Source organism: Mammaliicoccus sp. J-M40 (assembly GCF_022386395.1).
Classification (GTDB): Bacteria; Bacillota; Bacilli; order Staphylococcales; family Staphylococcaceae; genus Mammaliicoccus; species Mammaliicoccus lentus.
Window position 1 is genome coordinate 25,130 of the sequence record NZ_JAJNIQ010000007.1, and the last position, 19,181, is coordinate 44,310.

The following is a 19,181-nucleotide window of genomic DNA, read 5'->3' on the forward strand; positions in this document are numbered from 1 at the left end:
TCTATAATTTTTAAAACTCTGATTGATCTATATTAAGCGTAGCGTCATATAAGTGGCTTACAATTTCTTTAACTGTACCTTCTTTAAATGGTGAGTTTAATTGTACAGAATTCATTATATCTATAAATGATTTTGAACCGCCGATTTGACATATTTTTAAGTAATCATTCCAAGCTTTGTCTGGGTTTTCTTCATGTCTAATATAAAATTGCATGGCACAAATAGTTGCTAAAGTATAATCGATATAATAAAAAGGCGAAGCGAATACGTGACCTTGTCTATGCCAAAAACTACCGTTTATTAAATGAATAATACCGTCATAATCTTTATTCGGTAAATATTTTCGTTCTAAATCTGACCAAATTTTACGTCTTTCTCCTGGTGTAAGGTTAGGATTCTCATACACTTTATGTTGAAATTCATCAATCGCAACGCCATAAGGTAAAAATTTAATATTGTCTTCTAAATGAGATAGATTGAATTTTTCAGTATCTTCACCAAAGAATAATGACATCCAAGGATATGTTAAATACTCCATACTCATAGAATGTATTTCACATGCTTCTGAAGTTGGGAAATAATATTCTGGGACTGAGTATTTTAAACTTTCAAATACTTGAAAAGCGTGTCCCGCTTCATGTGTCATAACTTCTATATCACCTTGTGTGCCGTTGAAGTTAGCAAAAATGAATGGTGAATTAAAGTCATTTATTATCGTACAATATCCACCGCTCTCTTTTCCTTTTTTAGCTTCTAAATCAAATAATGATTTATCTATCATATAATCAATAAACTTGCCTGTTTCATTAGAACGTTCATGGTACATTTTTTGAGCATTTTTAATGATTTCTTGTGTGCCAATCTGAGGTTTAGGAGAACCAGATTTAAAAGTAAAGTTTTGGTCATAAACTTTTAATTGATCGACATTAATACGCTCGGCATGTTGTTTATTAATTTGTTCGGTAATTGGTACAACATGGTCCTTTATTTGATTTCTAAATACTTCTACATCTTCTGCATTATAACCAATTCTTTGCATACGATCATAACCAAGTTGAATAAAATTGTTATAGCCGAGTTTAAGTGCAATTTCATGTCTTACCTGAACAAGGTCATCGTAAATGCGGTCTATCTTTTCTAAGTGTTCTTCAAAGAATTGTTCTTTTGTTATGTATGCTTCCTTTCTAATATCTCTGTCTGGATTAATAAAATATTTGTTAAATTGAGATAGGTTCAGGTGTTCATCTTTATATAATATGTCAGCAGACGCAATTAATTTATCATACTCACTTATGAGTTTATTTTCTTTTACTAATAAATCATTAATAGAAGGATGATAAGTATTGAGTTCAACTTTAGCCAACTCAAATAACTGTTCACCAAAATGTGATACTAATCCGTCTGTATGTTTAGAATTCAAAAGTGCTTTATAAAATAGATTGTCTAAGTTTTGAATTCTTGGCATGTTTTCATCGAAAAAGTCACGTTCTTTATTGTAAAATTCATCGTTTGTATTGATGGAAGCACGGATAAGCGCAATGTTAAAATGCGTATCAGTGTGGTTACGGATTTTATTAATATCATCTACAAAACTTATTGCTTCCTCTAAAGTATTTGCAGATTCAAAGTCTTTTAATAATGACTTTATGTTTTGTTCCTTTTCTTCAATATTAATATGTTCATACTGAAATTCGTTAAATGTTAAGACCATATAAATACCCCCTCATTTCTTATATTATAACTTATTTTACAAATTATAACTTATTACTTTTAATATAATTAAAATTTTGATTATTATCAATAAAAATCCCTAAACCCTTGAAATTAACCAACGGAATAGGGATGACTAAAACATATTCTAAATTTAAAGCATATGAATAATAGTGTTGTAAATTAAATGTGCCATTTGAGACTGTTTTTCTAATTGGTCTTGAAGATCATCTTTTAAAAAGATTTGTCCAATTACTACGACACCATTCATTCCCATATGTGCAATAATTGGAACAATGATCCGTTTTGTTAATACATAAAGACCACTGAAAACTGTGCCCATTACAACGTAAATTAAAGTGTGCTCTGGATCAGAATGCGCTAATGAAAACACAAACGAACTAACAAGAACAGCAATGATAAAACTTAGCCAAGTAGGTTTTTTAATCATATTAAAAATTTCACCAAATATTAATTTACGGAAAATTAATTCTTCTAAAATAGGTCCAGCTAAAACGATATATAAAATTAAAATATGAGATTCCTGTGCTATTTTCATTAAGTTCTGGGTATTGCCACTTTCAATAGGTTGATTAAATACGTAAATATTTATATAAGCAGCTATCCCTTGTCCGAACATAGCAAGAAATATACCGGCGATACACCAAAAGATAACGTATAACCAAGGTTCTTTAGTTTGTTGTTCGAGTCGAGTTGGATTTTTAATATTTGAATTCATATACCATAATATTAATACCGTAATGATAGCTGTAATTGCCATCCATGTTAATGAAATCTCCAATCGTGTTGTATTGGATAGATTAGCATTTGCGTATATAGTATTTGGCACGATTGTGATTGTTTGTACAATTACAAATAGTAAAAGTGTAGTTACATTGACTGTTAATCTTTTAAATTGCATTTCTATAATTTCCTCCAAAAATAAACATGTTAATATTGTATCGTATTTTTGTAAAAAAGAGAAAAGTTTAAGTTATTTTACTTGTAATTTTGACCAAGTTTGATTATTATAAAAATATAGTTAGCACTTAACTATTAAGAGTGCTAATATTAAAAGCGCCAAGGAGGATTTTATAAATGTTAAAACCATTGGGAGATAGAATTATTATCGAAAAAACAGAAAAAGAACAAACTACAGCGAGTGGAATTGTATTAACAGATTCAGCTAAAGAACAGTCTAACGAAGGTAAAGTTGTAGCTGTTGGACCAGGTAAACGTTTAGAAGACGGTACAAGACTGACTGTTGATGTATCTGTTGGTGATCAAGTTGTTTATCAACAATACGCAGGAACAGAAGTTAAACGTGATAAAGAAACATATATTATCCTTTCAGAAGATGATATTTTAGCAATAGTTGAACAGTAATTGGTTAAAAATTGAAATGAAACATTGATATATAATTAATGGAGGTATTATAGATGGCTAAAGAACTTAAATTTTCAGAAGATGCACGTCGTTCAATGTTAGCAGGCGTGGACAAATTAGCTAATGCAGTTAAAGTAACATTAGGACCTAAAGGACGTAATGTTGTTTTAGATAAAAAATTCACTTCACCACTTATTACAAATGATGGTGTAACAATCGCTAAAGAAATTGAATTAGAAGATGCTTATGAGAATATGGGAGCGAAATTAGTTGCTGAAGTTGCTAACCAAACTAATGAAGTTGCTGGTGACGGAACAACAACTGCTACTGTATTAGCTCAAGCAATGATTCAAGAAGGCTTGAAAAACGTTACTAGTGGTGCGAATCCAGTAGGTATTCGTGAAGGTATCGATAAGGCAGTTAAAGTTGCTTTAGAAGAATTACACGAGATTTCACAACCTGTAGAGAAGAAAGAAGAAATTGCACAAGTAGGTTCTATCTCTGCAGCTGACGAGGAAATTGGTAAATTTATTTCAGAAGCTATGGAAAAAGTAGGTAACGATGGAGTTATCACAATTGAAGAATCAAAAGGCTTCAACACAGAATTAGAAGTAGTTGAAGGTATGCAATTCGATAGAGGTTACACTTCACCATACATGGTTACTGATTCTGATAAAATGACTGCAGAATTAGAAAATCCATACATCTTAATTACAGATAAAAAAATCTCATCATTCCAAGATATTTTACCTGTATTAGAAAAAATATTACAAACAAACAGACCAATATTAATTGTAGCTGACGATGTAGAAGGCGATGCTTTAACAAACTTAGTACTTAACAGATTACGTGGAACATTTACTGCAGTTGCAGTTAAAGCACCAGGATTCGGTGATCGTCGTAAAGCAATGTTAGATGATTTAGCTATTTTAACTGGTGGTCAAGTTATAACTGATGATTTAGGTTTAGATTTAAAAGAAACAACATTAGATATGCTTGGTGAAGCAGGTAAAGTACAAGTAACAAAAGATGATACTACAATCGTTGAAGGTCAAGGCGATTCTGTTAATATCGATGCTCGCGTTGGTCAAATCAAAGCTCAAATTGAAGAAACAACTTCTGACTTTGATCGTACTAAATTACAAGAACGCTTAGCTAAATTAGCTGGCGGTGTAGCTGTAATCAAAGTAGGTGCAGCAACAGAAACAGAATTGAAAGAACGTAAGTTAAGAATCGAAGACGCATTAAACTCAACACGTGCTGCTGTAGAAGAAGGTATCGTAGCAGGTGGTGGTACAGCACTAGTTTCAATTTATAACAAAGTATCTGAAGTTGAAGCTAAAGGTGATGTAAAAACTGGTGTGAACATTGTATTGAAAGCATTAGAAGCACCATTACGCCAAATTGTAGAAAATGCTGGTTTAGAAGGATCAATCATCGTAGAAAAACTTAAAAATGCAGACGAAGGTATTGGTTACAATGCAGCAACTGAAGAATGGGTTAACATGTTAGATGCAGGTATTGTAGACCCTACGAAAGTTACGCGTTCAGCATTACAAAATGCAGCATCTGTTGCGGCTATGTTCTTAACAACAGAAGCGGTAGTAGCAGATATACCTGAAGACGAACCAGCTGCTCCAGATATGGGCGGCATGGGCGGAATGCCAGGTATGATGTAATAAAATAATACCATTACAATTCCTCTCGCCATTGTGGTGAGAGGAATTTTTTATGTTAAAATAAAATTAATTTGGTTAAGAGAGGTAAATAATATGATACGACAAGCTAAAAAGGCAGATGCAGCTAAATTAAGTGAACTTATGTATATTATTTGGCATGATATGCAAATTCCGTTAGTTGAGAATAATCCAAAGGAAAAAGTATTAAAAATCATTCAACAAAGTATTGAAGAGGGCAATTATAGAAACCATTATAAAAACATGCATGTATATGAAGTAGAGGGAAATATTGCTGGCTTTATTAATTGTTATTCTGGAGATGAAGAAAAGCAACTCGAAGATAACTGGCATAATATTGATTTCAAAGAAGAATTTAAGTTGGAAGGAACGCCATTACCTGAAAAAGAAGCGAACGAAGGCGATTTATATATAGAATCTATAGCTGTATTTTCAGACTATAGAGGTCGAGGTATCGCAACTAAATTGATTGATTACATATTTGATTATGGTAGAAATCAAGATTATGAAACAGTGACACTTAATTGCGAAGTAGATAATGAAGGTGCTATGAAATTATATAGAAATCTAGGATTTGAACCACTTCATGACAGAGTGTTAAGTGGACATGATTATAAATATATGGTTAAAAGTATTTAAAAGAAAGCAGATTTAATTGGAGTGGGACAGGAATCTTATTTTCATAAAAAGGTTTCGTAGTCCCACTTTGCCAATATAACGTAAGTTCGAGAAATTGTTTATAGTTAAACATTTAAACCACTTTCGATAGCTAAGAGTTTTTCTTTTCTATCAACTCCGCTTGAATAACCTCCTAATGACCCGTCAGCTGCTATTACTCTATGACACGGAACAATAATACTAAGTTGATTTTTACCATTTGCATTGGCTACTGCTCTAAAGGCTGTGGGCTGATTAATATTTTCAGCTAATTGTTTATAAGAAATTGTCTCTCCATAAGGAATATCGCATAGAGCGTTCCATACTTTTTGTTGGAAAGGTGTACCAATATTAAAGTTTATCGGAACTGAAAACTCACTTAATTTACCATCAAAATATAAAGAAAGCTCTTGTTCTAACTTATCCAATATTTCATGATTTCCACTTGAAATATCTTCATTTAGCGTTTGCTTAATTTTTTCTGTTTCCTTTTCCAAACTATACTTATCATTAAAATGTAGTAATAATAAGTGCGTCTCGTCACAAATACCAACCATTTTACCCGCTTTTGTATCAAATTCTTTTTGATATAGACTCATATAAAGCCCTCCTTTCGTAAATTTTAACACATGCTCATGTTATTGACTTTAAAAATGTAAGTGATATTATTACTATAAAACATATGAGTTTAATCGGGAATGAAAGGGAGGATTTATAATGAAAAGAAATATATTTTTATCAATGATTCTTATAGTATCCGTTATATTAGTAGCTTGCGGAAGCGGGGAAAAAGAGAAAAAGGAAATTACAATAGCAACATCACCAGGTCCATACAGTGAGCTATTTTTAAAAGGTATTAAACCAGAACTAGAAAATAAAGGATATACCGTGAAACAAAAAGATTTTACTGAATTATTACAAGCAGATGTTGCATTACAAGAAGGTAGTGTAGATGTAAATGTTGATCAACATAAAGCTTATATGGATACATTTAATAAAGAAAGAGATGCCAAATTAACAAATATTAACAAAATACCAACTGTACCAGCTCAAATTTTTTCAGAAGATAATAAAGATATTAAAAGCATAGAAAATGGAGACACTGTGGCTATTCCGCAAGATCCTTCAAATGCTGCCAGAGCATACCGATTATTAGAAAAAGCAGGTTGGATTAAATTAGATGCAGATAAAGATGATATTACAATTTCTAAAAAAGATATTTCTGACAATCCAAAAAATATAAAAATTAAAGAAATGGATTCAGCCAATATACCTAGAATATTAGGAGAAGTAGATTACGCAGTTATACCTGGATCAATTGTTTATGCATCAGATGTAGACCCTTCAAAAGGACTATTAAAAGAAGATTTAGTTAACGATTTATACTTACAAGTTGTAGTAGATGGAAAAAATAAAGATAAACAATGGGTAAAAGATATAAAAGAAGCATATAGCTCAAAAGGATTTAAAAAAGTATTCAATAAAGAAAATAAAGACGACTATTGGAAAGTACCAGATGAATTGAAGTAAAAGGTTAAAATCAGGTCGGAATGTTGCAAGACAAGCACCACGTGCAACATAGAAGGCTAGAATGTTGCAAGACAAGTCCCACGTGCAACATAGAAGGTCGGAATGTTGCAAGACAAGTCCCACGTGCAACATTCCATCCACCATAATATTCTTCACAAAAAAACAGCGCTTCGTTTCCTAACCTTAACGAAGTGCTGTTTTGTACTTTTATTTCATAATTATTTTTTATGACTCTGTTTGTTACGATCGCTATTTCGATTAATAAATGCAGCAATTAGAAATAATATAGATGCAATGGTAAATTTAATACCTGAATCCCCGCTAATTTCCATAACAACGCCTATTATAAATGCGACTACAGCTAATCCAGCGAGTACTTTAGTAATGGTAGACATTTTATAAACTCCTTTTCTTAATGATTATATTATAACAATTTTTATTTTCTTATCAAAAGTATAATTTAAACAAAAATAAAATCATTAAATTGCATATACATCCTTTTCATTTTAATAAATCTCGTCTACTATAGAGGTATCATATTAACGAAAGAGGATGACTTTCTATGAACCCACTAGCTTTAGAATTGAATGAACAATTAAAAAATGAATCTCCAATCGTATTGGATATGCTTTCTGATTTAGGTAAATCAATGTACTTCCCTAAAGGTATATTATCTCAATCTGCCGATGCTAAAGGTACTAAATACAATGCAACAATTGGCATGGCTACTACTGACGAAGGTATTATGTATACAGATGCATTATATAGTCAATTTAGCGATAGAGAACCTAGCGATATATTCCCATATGCTCCACCTCAAGGTTATGAAAAACTTAGAGAATTATGGAAAAATAAAATTTTAAAAGATAATCCAGATTTAAGTGAAAATGCTATTTCAAAACCTGTTGTAACAAACGCGTTAACTCACGGTTTATCACTTGCTGGTGATTTATTTGTTAATCATGATGACACTATTTTATTACCTGAACATAATTGGGGTAACTATAAATTAACATTTGGTGTAAGACATAATGCTCAAATTGAAACTTATCAATCTTTTGAAGAAGATGGTAGTTATACTTTAGAATATTTTAAACGCGCTTTAGAAAATTACAATAAAGATAAAGTTGTATTAGTCTTAAACTTCCCTAATAACCCGACTGGCTACACGCCAACAGTAAATGAAGTGGAAGAAATGATTTCAGCAATTAACCAATTAGCTGACAAAGGAACACAAGTAATTGCTTTAGTTGATGATGCTTATTATGGACTGTTCTTTGAAGATATTTATAAACAGTCAGTATTCACTGCATTATCTCAATTAAACCATGACAATATTATGCCTGTTAAAATTGATGGTGCAACGAAAGAATACTTCTCATGGGGATTCCGTGTTGGATTCTTAACTTTTGGTTCCCAAAATGAAACTGTAAAAGAAGTATTAGTTTCTAAATTAAAAGGTTTAATTAGAAGTAATTTATCAAGCTGTGCATTGCCGAGTCAAACAGCAATTGTACATGCTATGGAAGACCCTTCATTCCAAGAACAAGTTGATCACAATATCAATATTTTAAAAGAAAGATATGAAGTAACGAAAGATGTAGCATATCGTGAAGAATATAAAGATTTATGGACGCCTTATGCATTTAATTCTGGTTACTTTATGGCAATCAAATTAGCAGATGTAGAAGCTGAAAAACTAAGATTGCATTTAATTAAAAATTATAGCATCGGTGTTATTGCATTGAATAAAACAGATGTACGTGTAGCATTTAGCTGTATTGAAAAGAATGATATTGAATATGTATTTGAATCAATAGCTAAAGCGATTCATGAATTGAAATAATATAAGTGTATATAGAGTGTGTATATCAATTGATATACACACTCTATTTTTTTGTTGTTTGTAAATATCGTTATTACAAGAAATTGGTGTAAATTATAGAAAAATATTTGACTAAACAATGTATAGTGTATATACTGTTTATACACAGTTAGTTGGAGGAGGTAGGACATGAAGATACTTCTGCAGAATAATAGTAATCAACCTATTTATGAACAAATAAAAGAACAAATAAAGGCGAATATTTTACAAGGTAAAGTTGAACCTGGTACACCATTACCTTCAATGCGAGAGCTAGCAAGTGATTTAGGAGTTAGTTTAATTACAACTAAGCGCGCCTACGTCGATTTAGAACAAGAACAGTTTGTAACTTCAATTCGAGGTAAAGGCACATTTGTAAAAGAACAAGATGCCTCGATAATGAAAGAAAAACAATTTATTGTGATTGAAGACTTGGCTAAAGAACTAACAAAACAAGCGAAATTAATAGGTATGGATCTGAAAGAAATAAATGAAATTATATCGTTAATATATGAGGAAGGTGAGTAATATGACAAAAGCGATTGAAGTAAATAATCTAAACTATCATGTTAAAGATTTTAGCCTTAACGATATACAGTTTGATGTAAAAAAAGGTTATGTAACAGGTTTTATTGGTGCTAACGGTTCAGGTAAAACGACGATTATAAGAATTTTAATGGGTCTTTTAAAAGAACAAAGTGGAGATTTGAAAATATTAGGAGAATATTTGAGAGAGCATCCTGTAGAAATTAAAAATAAAATTGGCTTTGTTTATTCAGAATTATATATGTACGAAAAATGGAATATTAAAACAATTGAATCAGTAGTAAGTAAATATTATAAAAATTGGGATCATGATATTTTCTCGAAATATGTTGAACAATTTGGTTTAACTTACAAACAAAAAGTAAAACATTTCTCAACAGGTATGAAAATGAAATTATCTTTAGCAATCGCTTTGAGTCACCACGCTGAACTATATATATTAGATGAGCCAACTGCAGGTTTAGATCCAGTAGTTAGAAATGAAGTGCTTGAAATATTACAAAAAGAATTAATTGATGAAGAAAAAACAGTATTTTTCTCTACACATATTATTTCAGATTTAGAAAAAATTGCTGATTATATTGTTTATTTGAAAGACGGATCAATTTTATTAAATGAAAGTGTGAATGATTTAACCGAGAAATATAAAATTGTTAAAGGCGACTCAAATATGCTGGATGATGAATTAAAATCGCTATTGATTAATATTAAAGAAACAAAAACTGGATTTTCAGGAATGACAGAAAATAGTCATGTATTTCTTGAGTTATTTGGAAAAGAGGTAGTGATTGAAACACCAACAATAGAAGAAGTGATGGTAAGAATTGAAAAAGACCAAAAAAATAAGGTTGTGGTTTAAATGAAAGCAATTTTTTACCGAAACTTTATGTATGAAAGAGGTTACTTGTTAGCATATTTTATCTGTTTTGTTTTAACTTTCTTTGCTCAATTCACTTTTGGATTTGAAAATATTGAAATAATAAATTTTGTTCCGATATATTTTATTGCTACAGTTTCAATTCATTGTATTAATAATGCCATATTATTGAATAAGCAAAGTAGCCAAATTTTTTATAATAGTTTGCCTATTTCTAAAATAGATATCGTAAAAGCACATTACTTATATAACTTATTACTGACAATTATTTCTTTTGTATTGATTATCATAATAGCTTTATATAAGAATGACACGATATTTCTTCAAGCAGCTATATTTATTGTAGCAACAAATTTATTAACATTAAGTATAGTTTATCCAACGTATGCACATGTTAATATTAATCAACTAGGAGCTTGGATATTGGGAGCTATGTACGCTATATTTGCAATGTTGTATTTCGGAACATATTCAAATCGTTCATATGCATTTTCAGAAATACTAGGTTGGAAAATATTTTTATACTATACACCTTCAATGTTGTTAATAGTTGCCATTATTATATGGATAATTCAATTTAGTAGAGCTATTCATAGTGCTAAGAAAGATAAAATTACCATTTACGGAGGTGTAAAATGAAGCCGATATTATACCGTAATTTAATATTATTAAAACCTTACTTAATTTATATATTGGTAATGATTCTTGCATTACCAGTTACAATGATTTTACCATTTAATAATTACATCAAAATATTTCTGTTAGGGATGCTTATGTTTCTTTTACATGTTGTCACTTTGGCGTTTCCCTATTATATATATTTAAGAATTAACAAGAATAAATCAGAAATGAATTTTTTAAGTTATCCTGTAACACAAATAACGACGGTTAATATGCATTATTTAACTGCTATTATTTTAATACTAATCAACGCAGTAACGATTGGTTTATATAATTTAGTGGCATTAATGTATGCGGTAAGTGATATGAGTGTTGTTATAAATATGTCAGGGATACTAACGAATGTTGCTGCTAATTTATTTACGATCAGTTTAATATTACCGCTTTGTGATTTTAAGAGGTTTTTAAAAATACCATTAGTAATATGGATTATTTTGATTGGTTTTATATTACCAAGTATAGTACCGTACACAGATAAACTATTGAATAAATTATCTATTCAAACAAATATTTTTACAAATTATGGAGATGAAATTTTTGTTTCTATATCAATCATATTATTTATCATTACTTACGTAATAGCAATTTCTAAAGCAAGAAAAGGCGAGATAACAATATAGAAGAGGTGACCCATTTTGAAATTAACAAACATAAATAAGTATTACGGCAAACAGCAAGTTTTAAACGACATCGACTTTGAATTTGGAGATAGTCAAATAGTAGGTTTAATTGGTAAAAACGGTGTAGGTAAGACTACATTGATGAAAATTATGAACGAAAACATCGTTAAATATAGTGGGAAATTTGAACAAGAAAGTGACGTACGAGTAGGTTATTTAATTGAAAATCCTAAACTGTATTTGAATAAAACTGGTTATTATAATTTAAACTTTTTTAGAGAAGTTTTAGGTAAAGAGGTTGATGACGCATATGTTAATCAATTGATAGAGTCATTTGGAATCAAATCTTATATAAACAAAAAAGTTCAAAAATATTCAATGGGTATGAAACAAAAATTATCAATAGCAGTAGCTTTAATGAATAAACCACACTATTTAATATTAGATGAACCAACGAATGGCATGGATCCAGACGGTTCAATTGATGTGTTAAAAACAATTGAACGTGTAAGTAAAGAACTGAATATCAAAGTTCTTATTTCAAGTCATAAATTAGAAGATATTGAACTCATATGTGACAGAACTGTATTTATGAAAAATGGTCGTATTGTTGAAGATTATAATATGAAAGATGAATCAAAAAGAATTACGAAATTCTTAGTTGAAAGTAATCAATACAACGAAGCGCTTGATGTTTTAACGATGAATTTTAAAGTGATATCTAGTAATAAACATGAAGGGTTAATCGCGATTGAAGCATTGCAAGATTATCAAAATGTACTCAGATTACTTAGCAAAAAAGATATTTATCCTAAATTTATCGAAAATAATAAAACTACATTAAGAGATCAGTACTTTAATATTAATAAAGGAGTTGAAGCATAATGAACATCTTACAACACGTTAAATATGATATAACGAGAATATTTAAAAGTCCATTAGGCTTATTAGGCTTATTTCTAGCAATTATTCCTAGCATTGCTGTTATCATTATTTCTTTAAATATGGATAATGTATTTACTTCTCCTGATGTATTAACTGGTTTCTTTGCTTTTGGTGGATTAGTATTATTAATGTTTACATTAAGAACAATTGTTAGAGACATGTCATATGGAACAATTCAGTTATTTTTAAATTCTAAGAAAAACAGAACGATGTACTTATATGGTAAATTAATTTCAGTAATAGGAATCATTATTTTGTTTACTATATTAGGCACTGTAGTTACGTTGCTATCTACATTTATGATGACAACAGGTGATTTAGAGTTTACAGATTTCTTTAAAATGTTTGGTGAACTGCTCATTATCATTTTATTCTATGTAACTTTATTGAATATTATTAATTTATTAACTGGAAAAGCCGTGATGGTTTATACTACAGCTATCGTATGTATTATACTCTTACCAACTATATTCAATATACTTTCAATCGTTCCTCAAATAGGAGAAAAAATAGTTAAAGTGATGAAATATAATCCACTAGACTTTCTTCCAGATATTTTAAATAGTGGTTACTTAGGTATGGAAGGTTACCAAATTGGGATAACGGTTGTTTGTATTATAGTATTTACAGTTATTAACCATTTCGTCATTATAAATAAGAATATATAATGGTTTATCCTTCATTTGTGTGTTAAATTTAATTTATTAGATAAATGAATGAGGGATATTCTTGGGTAAAAAATTTATTAAACACTATATTATTATAGGTATTATATGTATCGTTGCGAGCTTTTTCTTTAATGGTACACCAAGTTCGTTAATGATTGGTGCCGGTTTAGGTTTCTTTTTAACAGCGCTAATTGCGAAATTTGAAAAAGAAGATAAAGTTGATGAACATCCGGATAAAGCAAAACAAAATCGAGACAAAAAGTAAAAAGTCGGGATAAATTAGCCGGAGTCTGGGACATAAATAAATTGTCTCAGGCTTTTTCATTATATTGGCGGCAGTTAACTAGAAGGAAAATGAGGTGGTTTAATGTTAAGAAGTCTATTATTTAAAAAACTAGAACAAAAAGAACACGACATGATTAAGCACTATCGCTATTTACATCAATATCCTGAACCTTCGTTTTTCGAAGAAAAAACAGCTCAATATATAGAAATGTTTTATAAAGATAAGGAAGTTAAAATACATAATCGTATTGGCGGAAACTATGGTTTGATTGTAGAAATAAATGGCGGGAAACCTGGTAGAACAATTGCTTTAAGAGCAGATTTTGATGCTTTAAACATTGATGAAGAAACAGGTTTGGCATTTTCATCTAAACATAAAGGATGGATGCATGCTTGTGGGCATGATGCTCATACAGCTTATTTAATGGTATTAGCAGAATCTTTAATAGAATTAAAGGATAGTTTACCTGGAAATGTTGTTATTATTCATCAACACGCTGAGGAGTTAGCTCCAGGTGGTGCAATAGATATGTTGGAATCAGGTCTATTAGATACCGTAGATGAAATCTATGGTATTCATCTATTTCCAGACTTTACGCCTGAAGTTATTTCATATAGAAAAGGTCCTACAATGGGCGGTAGATCTCTATTTCATTTGAAGGTTAAAGGTAAAGGAGGACATGGTTCCAGTCCACATTTAGCAAATGATGCCATAATGGCAGCTAGTACGTTTGTGACGAATATACAAACAGTAATATCGCGTAGATTAAATCCATTTGATATGGGTGTAGTCACGATAAGTTCATTTAACGGCACGGGATCACTTAATGTAATTCAAGAGAATGTTGAACTTGCGGGTGATGTTAGATATATGGAAAATCGTATTGGCCATCAAATTCATGATGAAATCTTGCAAATGATAGAAGGTCTTGAAGAAACTTTTAATGTTGAATGTCAATTCCAATATGACTTAGACTGCATACCTTTAATCAATCATTATAAACAGACAGATTATTTAGTTGACATTTTAGCTACTAGTCAAGGTGAATATTTTAAATTATTGAAAGAACATGAACAACTAACAAGCTCTGAAGATTTTGCTAGTTACTTAGAAAAAATACCAGGAACTTTCTTTTTTGTAGGATGTAAACCTTATGATGTAGAAGAAGCTTTCTTTAATCATAGTCCTAAATTCGTGGTTAATGAAGATGCAATGTTGACTGCAAGCAAGGCATTAGGTGAAATAGTATTAAACAGGCTGTACATAGAAGAATAAGAAAGATATTATCTTAAAGATACTTAAATAGATGTCACGAATAATAAAATAATATAAATTTTCAAGTAACCGTTTACAAAAATATAGTAAACGGTTACAATTATATGTATAACTTGTATACAAGTATACGGAAGGTGAGGAAAGATAGATGAAACATCATTATCATTATCCGAGCGAATGGTTAAAATATCGTTCTACTGGTGAACAAGTAGCTAGTGAACTTCGATTGGGTATTATTAGTAAAGCCATTAATCAAGGCGATAAGTTAAGTGAGAATAAAATAGCTCAACAATTTGAGGTCAGTCGTTCACCTGTAAGAGACGCGCTTAAACTTTTGCAACAAGATGGTTTAATATCGCTTGAAAGAATGGGCGCAATTGTAACGGGATTATCAAATGTTAATCAGAAAGAAATATACGACATCAGGCTCATGTTAGAGTCATTTGTTTTTGAAAGACTACAGTTAGACGATAATTCAGTCGTTATTAAAGAATTAAATAAAATTCTAAAAATGATGACTGTTGCTGTGGAATTTGAAGATGCTGATGAGTTTACAAGGTTAGATCTACTGTTTCATGAATCTATGATTACTGCAATTAATCATCAATATATTGAAATGATATGGCGTAATTTAACACCAGTTATGGAATGTTTAATTTTAGTATCAATGAGACAGCGTATGGAAAATGAACCTGAAGATTTTAAAAGAGTTATTCATAATCATAAAGTATATATTGAAGCAATAGAAAACAAAGATCGAAATAAAATGAAAGAAGCATTTCATTTAAACTTTGACGACGTAGATGAACAAATCGAAGTTTTATGGAATTCACAAACCAATATAGATAGAAAGTAGGGTTATACAATGAAATACATGATAGGTGTAGATATAGGAACAACAAGTACAAAAGCTGTTATTTATAATAACGAAGGGAAGTTTTTGAAAAAACATAGCATTGAATATCCTATGACAACAGATGAAATAGGAGTAGCTGAAGAAAGCCCTGAAGAAATATTTGATGCAGTGCTTTTCACAGTCAAAAAAGTTATAAGAGAAATAGACGCAAAACCTGAAGATATTAAATTAATTAGCTTTAGTAGTGCGATGCATAGCTTAATTGCGATGGATAAAAATAATCAACCATTAACAGAATGTATAACATGGGCTGACAATAGAGCGAGTGATTATGCAGAAAAAATCAATAAAGAACATAACGGTTTAGAAATTTATAAAAGAACGGGTACACCAATACACCCTATGTCACCGTTATCTAAAATATTTTGGTTAAAACATGAAAAACCTGAAATATATAACAATACAAACAAATGGATAGATATTAAAACTTATGTCATTTATCAATTATTTGGTCAATACACAATGGATCATTCTATAGGTTCCGCTACAGGTATGATGAACTTAAAATCATTAGATTGGGATAAAGAAGTATTAGATTTATTAGAAATAGAAACTTCTCAATTACCTGAACTCGTTTCAACAACACATATTATGAAAAATATGTCTAAAAAATATGCTGATTTAATGGGGATTAATGTAGATATTCCTGTGGTTGTAGGCGCTTCTGATGGCGTTCTATCTAATCTAGGTGTAAACAGTTTTAGAAAAGGAGAAGTAGCAGTAACTATCGGTACAAGTGGGGCAATTAGAACGATAATTGATGAACCAAAAACTGACGAAAAAGGTAGAATCTTTTGTTATGTCTTAACAGAAGATCATTATTGTATTGGTGGTCCAGTTAATAATGGTGGTGTAGTACTCAAATGGCTAAGAGACGAGTTATTAGCAAGTGAAGTAGAAACAGCTAAACGCTTAGGTGTGGACTCTTACGATGTATTAACTAAAATAGCTAGCAGAGTTCAACCAGGGGCGAACGGTTTAATATTCCATCCTTATCTTGCAGGTGAACGTGCACCATTATGGAATGCTAACGCAAGAGGAAGTTACTTTGGTTTGACTTTAACGCACAAGAAAGAGCATATGATCAGAGCAGCTTTAGAAGGTGTATTACTTAATTTATACACAGTTTATTTAGCGTTAATTGAAGTAATGGATAAATCCCCTAATCAAATTAAAGCAACAGGTGGATTTGCAAAAAGTGAAGTTTGGCGTCAAATGATGGCAGATATTTTTGATACATCTGTTGAAGTTCCTGAAAGTTATGAAAGTTCTTGTCTAGGGGCATGTGTTTTAGGGTTAAAAGCATTAGGTGAAATAGATGATTTTGAAGTGTTGAATAATATGGTAGGCAAAACATACCAACACCAGCCAATAGAAGAAAATGTTGATATTTATCAATCTTTAATACCAATTTTCATTAATTTAAGTCGTAAGTTAACAGAAGAATATAACTCAATAGCAGAATTCCAAGAAATGCATTCATAAGGAGAGATTAATATGATTTCAGAAATTACACCACTACTAGTCGTTATTGTAGCAGTTGGTTTACTATTAGCATTAATTATGTGGTTAAAGCTTAACACATTCGTTTCATTAATAATTACAGCAATGATTACAGGTGTAATGCTTGGCATGCCATTAAATAAAATCATTTCAACGGTCGAATCTGGTATGGGGTCTACACTAGGCCACATCGCATTGATATTCGGATTAGGTGCAATGCTTGGTAAGTTATTAGCTGATGGAGGCGGTGCAACGAGAATTGCACATACGCTAATTAATAAATTTGGTCAAAATCGCATCCAATGGGCAGTAGTGGTAGCATCATTTATAATCGGTATCGCTTTATTCTTTGAAGTAGGGCTCGTATTATTAATCCCAATTGTATTTATGATTGCAAAAGAATCTAAAGTTTCAACACTTTATTTAGGTATACCAATGACAGCAGCATTATCTGTTACACATGGCTTTTTACCTCCTCATCCAGGACCAGTCATGATTGCAAAAGAATTTGGTGCAGAAATAGGTGAAGTGCTTGTATTTGGTTTAATTGTTGCGATTCCAGTTACAATTATTGCTGGACCATTATTTACGATGTTTGCCAAAAAAGTAGTTCCAGAAGGATTCACTAAGTCTGGTGATTTAAATTCACTAGGTAAGCAAAAAACATTTAAAATTGAAGAAACGCCAGGATTTGGTATTTCAGCTTTAACAGCACTATTACCAGTATTTATTATGTTAATTTCAACAATTGTTGATTTACTTACTGGTTCACCTGAGAATCCTCAAGGTGTACTAGGGTTTATCAGTTTTATAGGTGAAGCGGCAACAGCTATGCTGATTTCAGTATTGTTTGCTATATTCACTATGGGACTAAAAAGAGGTAAAAAAATTACAGAAGTTATGGATACATTAACAAACGCTATATATCCAATTGGAATGATGTTATTAATTATTGGTGGTGGCGGTGCTTTTAAACAAGTATTGATTGATGGTGGCGTCGGAAAAACTGTTGAAGAATTATTTACTGGCACAGCAATGAGTCCAATTTTACTTGCATGGATAGTAGCTTCTGTTCTTAGAATCGCTTTAGGATCAGCTACAGTCGCAGCAATATCTACAGTAGGTATCGTAGCGCCGTTATTAGAAGCTTCTGATGCGAATCTTGCTCTAGTCGTATTAGCAACTGGTGCAGGTAGTGTTATTGCTTCACACGTGAATGACGCAGGATTTTGGATGTTTAAAGAATATTTCGGATTAACAATGAAAGAGACATTTTTAACATGGACATTATTAGAAACCGTCATTTCTGTATCTGGTATTATATTTATACTATTTATAAGTTTATTCGTATAAAAAGACTAAAATTGTATAAACTTAGTATTTTAATAAGAATTATTCAAGCCTGATTTATCAGTTACTTTAACAGTTAGGCATTCCTAACTGTTAAAGTACTAAACTTTTAGAACACTTAAGAAACAAAAATTTAGAGTTAAGAACGATTCAACAAATTTAGAAAAAGACTTGATATACTTTAGTCATAGATAACACAACACGAACCACAATACATTCAATTCCTTAAAAATATTTCGTATATGTTTTTTCATGATAGTGAATGACTTTGTGTAGAACGTGTTTAGATAGTTATCTGTAATTGTAACGTTGAAATGGATCATAAAATGATTCAACTTATTTTTATAAAGTTTCCCGGCTTTATAAAAATAAATGTTTCCTTAATTAATAACCCTTCCCCGAAAAGCGCTCGTTAATTCCCGGACGAGCGCTTTTCACTTGCGAAATTTCAAATGTTAACTTTACTGACATATATTTTTATTTATTTTGTAGATAAAGTAAACTGTTTATATCGAACCATGGGGATGGAGAGATACATATAGGGGTAATTTACATAAAACGAGGCTGAGACAATTATTTGTCTCAGCCTCTATCGTGATATTGGCAGTAGTTGACTGGAATGAAAATACACTTATATCAAGATTTTCACTCATAGTCACTCTTGCCGGGC

Annotated in this window: 20 protein-coding genes; 16 read left to right on the plus strand and 4 right to left on the minus strand. The window is 30.8% G+C overall.

All coding sequences use genetic code 11. From position 1 onward, the window contains the following. Positions 1-10: 10 nt before the first annotated feature. Together LQ688_RS09185 and mroQ are read right to left on the minus strand one after the other, a co-directional pair. Positions 11-1,711 (minus strand): M3 family oligoendopeptidase, encoded by a 1,701-nt coding sequence (locus LQ688_RS09185; RefSeq protein ID WP_239752734.1) that lies wholly within the window; start codon positions 1,709-1,711, stop codon positions 11-13. A 153-nt stretch (positions 1,712-1,864) separates the two neighbouring features. Next, on the minus strand, positions 1,865-2,632 hold the full coding sequence (mroQ, locus tag LQ688_RS09190) for an intramembrane glutamic endopeptidase MroQ (RefSeq protein WP_239752735.1): 768 nt from the start codon (positions 2,630-2,632) through the stop codon (positions 1,865-1,867). A 176-nt stretch (positions 2,633-2,808) separates the two neighbouring features. Here mroQ and groES point away from each other — a divergent pair, with 176 nt between their 5' ends. The 3 genes from groES (at position 2,809) to LQ688_RS09205 (ending at position 5,432) form a co-directional block, all read left to right on the plus strand. Continuing rightward, positions 2,809-3,096, plus strand: a complete 288-nt coding sequence (gene groES, locus LQ688_RS09195) for a co-chaperone GroES (protein ID WP_016999250.1) — start codon at positions 2,809-2,811, stop codon at positions 3,094-3,096. Positions 3,097-3,149: 53 nt separating this feature from the next. Beyond that, positions 3,150-4,775: a chaperonin GroEL gene (gene groL, locus LQ688_RS09200; protein WP_064204924.1), complete on the plus strand. Its 1,626-nt coding sequence runs from the start codon at positions 3,150-3,152 to the stop codon at positions 4,773-4,775. Positions 4,776-4,868: 93 nt separating this feature from the next. Beyond that, on the plus strand, positions 4,869-5,432 hold the full coding sequence (locus tag LQ688_RS09205; protein ID WP_239752736.1) for a GNAT family N-acetyltransferase: 564 nt from the start codon (positions 4,869-4,871) through the stop codon (positions 5,430-5,432). A 104-nt stretch (positions 5,433-5,536) separates the two neighbouring features. Here the strand turns inward: LQ688_RS09205 and LQ688_RS09210 are convergent, their stop codons facing one another. Continuing rightward, positions 5,537-6,049, minus strand: coding sequence for a methylated-DNA--[protein]-cysteine S-methyltransferase (locus tag LQ688_RS09210; protein WP_194200051.1), 513 nt, complete (start codon positions 6,047-6,049; stop codon positions 5,537-5,539). Between the two features lie 118 nt (positions 6,050-6,167). Here LQ688_RS09210 and LQ688_RS09215 point away from each other — a divergent pair, with 118 nt between their 5' ends. After that, positions 6,168-6,980: a MetQ/NlpA family ABC transporter substrate-binding protein gene (locus LQ688_RS09215; protein WP_103269053.1), complete on the plus strand. Its 813-nt coding sequence runs from the start codon at positions 6,168-6,170 to the stop codon at positions 6,978-6,980. A gap of 218 nt (positions 6,981-7,198) precedes the next feature. Here the strand turns inward: LQ688_RS09215 and LQ688_RS09220 are convergent, their stop codons facing one another. Beyond that, positions 7,199-7,375 carry a hypothetical protein gene (locus tag LQ688_RS09220; protein WP_167543685.1) on the minus strand — a complete coding sequence of 59 codons (177 nt, stop codon included), beginning with the start codon at positions 7,373-7,375 and terminating at the stop codon, positions 7,199-7,201. Between the two features lie 167 nt (positions 7,376-7,542). On the opposite strand from LQ688_RS09220, the gene LQ688_RS09225 reads away from it, so the two are divergent. The 12 genes from LQ688_RS09225 (at position 7,543) to LQ688_RS09280 (ending at position 18,514) form a co-directional block, all read left to right on the plus strand. Then, positions 7,543-8,826, plus strand: a complete 1,284-nt coding sequence (locus tag LQ688_RS09225) for an aminotransferase class I/II-fold pyridoxal phosphate-dependent enzyme (RefSeq protein WP_239752737.1) — start codon at positions 7,543-7,545, stop codon at positions 8,824-8,826. A 168-nt stretch (positions 8,827-8,994) separates the two neighbouring features. Next, entirely contained in the window at positions 8,995-9,372 is a 378-nt protein-coding gene (gene pmtR / locus LQ688_RS09230; protein WP_016999120.1) for a PSM export ABC transporter transcriptional regulator PmtR, read from the plus strand. Position 9,373: 1 nt separating this feature from the next. After that, on the plus strand, positions 9,374-10,249 hold the full coding sequence (gene pmtA, locus LQ688_RS09235; RefSeq protein WP_135021554.1) for a phenol-soluble modulin export ABC transporter ATP-binding protein PmtA: 876 nt from the start codon (positions 9,374-9,376) through the stop codon (positions 10,247-10,249). Continuing rightward, the gene (locus tag LQ688_RS09240; RefSeq protein WP_182094028.1) at positions 10,250-10,906 is read left to right on the plus strand and encodes an ABC-2 transporter permease; all 657 of its coding nucleotides are present in this window, start codon (positions 10,250-10,252) and stop codon (positions 10,904-10,906) included. It abuts the gene before it with no gap. Further along, a complete protein-coding gene (pmtB, locus tag LQ688_RS09245; protein WP_239752738.1) occupies positions 10,903-11,568 on the plus strand; it encodes a phenol-soluble modulin export ABC transporter permease subunit PmtB in 666 nt (221 codons plus the stop codon). The genes LQ688_RS09240 and pmtB overlap by 4 nt, the downstream gene beginning before the upstream one ends. Positions 11,569-11,583: 15 nt before the next feature. After that, the gene (pmtC, locus tag LQ688_RS09250) at positions 11,584-12,453 is read left to right on the plus strand and encodes a phenol-soluble modulin export ABC transporter ATP-binding protein PmtC (RefSeq protein WP_239752739.1); all 870 of its coding nucleotides are present in this window, start codon (positions 11,584-11,586) and stop codon (positions 12,451-12,453) included. Then, positions 12,453-13,181, plus strand: coding sequence for an ABC transporter permease (locus LQ688_RS09255; protein WP_070044728.1), 729 nt, complete (start codon positions 12,453-12,455; stop codon positions 13,179-13,181). The genes pmtC and LQ688_RS09255 overlap by 1 nt, the downstream gene beginning before the upstream one ends. A gap of 61 nt (positions 13,182-13,242) precedes the next feature. Then, entirely contained in the window at positions 13,243-13,446 is a 204-nt protein-coding gene (locus LQ688_RS09260) for a hypothetical protein (protein WP_239752740.1), read from the plus strand. Positions 13,447-13,548: 102 nt separating this feature from the next. Next, positions 13,549-14,742 (plus strand): amidohydrolase, encoded by a 1,194-nt coding sequence (locus tag LQ688_RS09265; RefSeq protein ID WP_216683569.1) that lies wholly within the window; start codon positions 13,549-13,551, stop codon positions 14,740-14,742. A gap of 148 nt (positions 14,743-14,890) precedes the next feature. Next, on the plus strand, positions 14,891-15,598 hold the full coding sequence (locus LQ688_RS09270; protein WP_016999105.1) for a GntR family transcriptional regulator: 708 nt from the start codon (positions 14,891-14,893) through the stop codon (positions 15,596-15,598). 9 nt (positions 15,599-15,607) lie between these two features. Further along, positions 15,608-17,143: a gluconokinase gene (gene gntK / locus LQ688_RS09275; protein WP_070044727.1), complete on the plus strand. Its 1,536-nt coding sequence runs from the start codon at positions 15,608-15,610 to the stop codon at positions 17,141-17,143. Between the two features lie 12 nt (positions 17,144-17,155). Beyond that, entirely contained in the window at positions 17,156-18,514 is a 1,359-nt protein-coding gene (locus tag LQ688_RS09280) for a gluconate:H+ symporter (protein ID WP_216683570.1), read from the plus strand. The last annotated feature ends 667 nt before the right edge of the window (positions 18,515-19,181 follow it).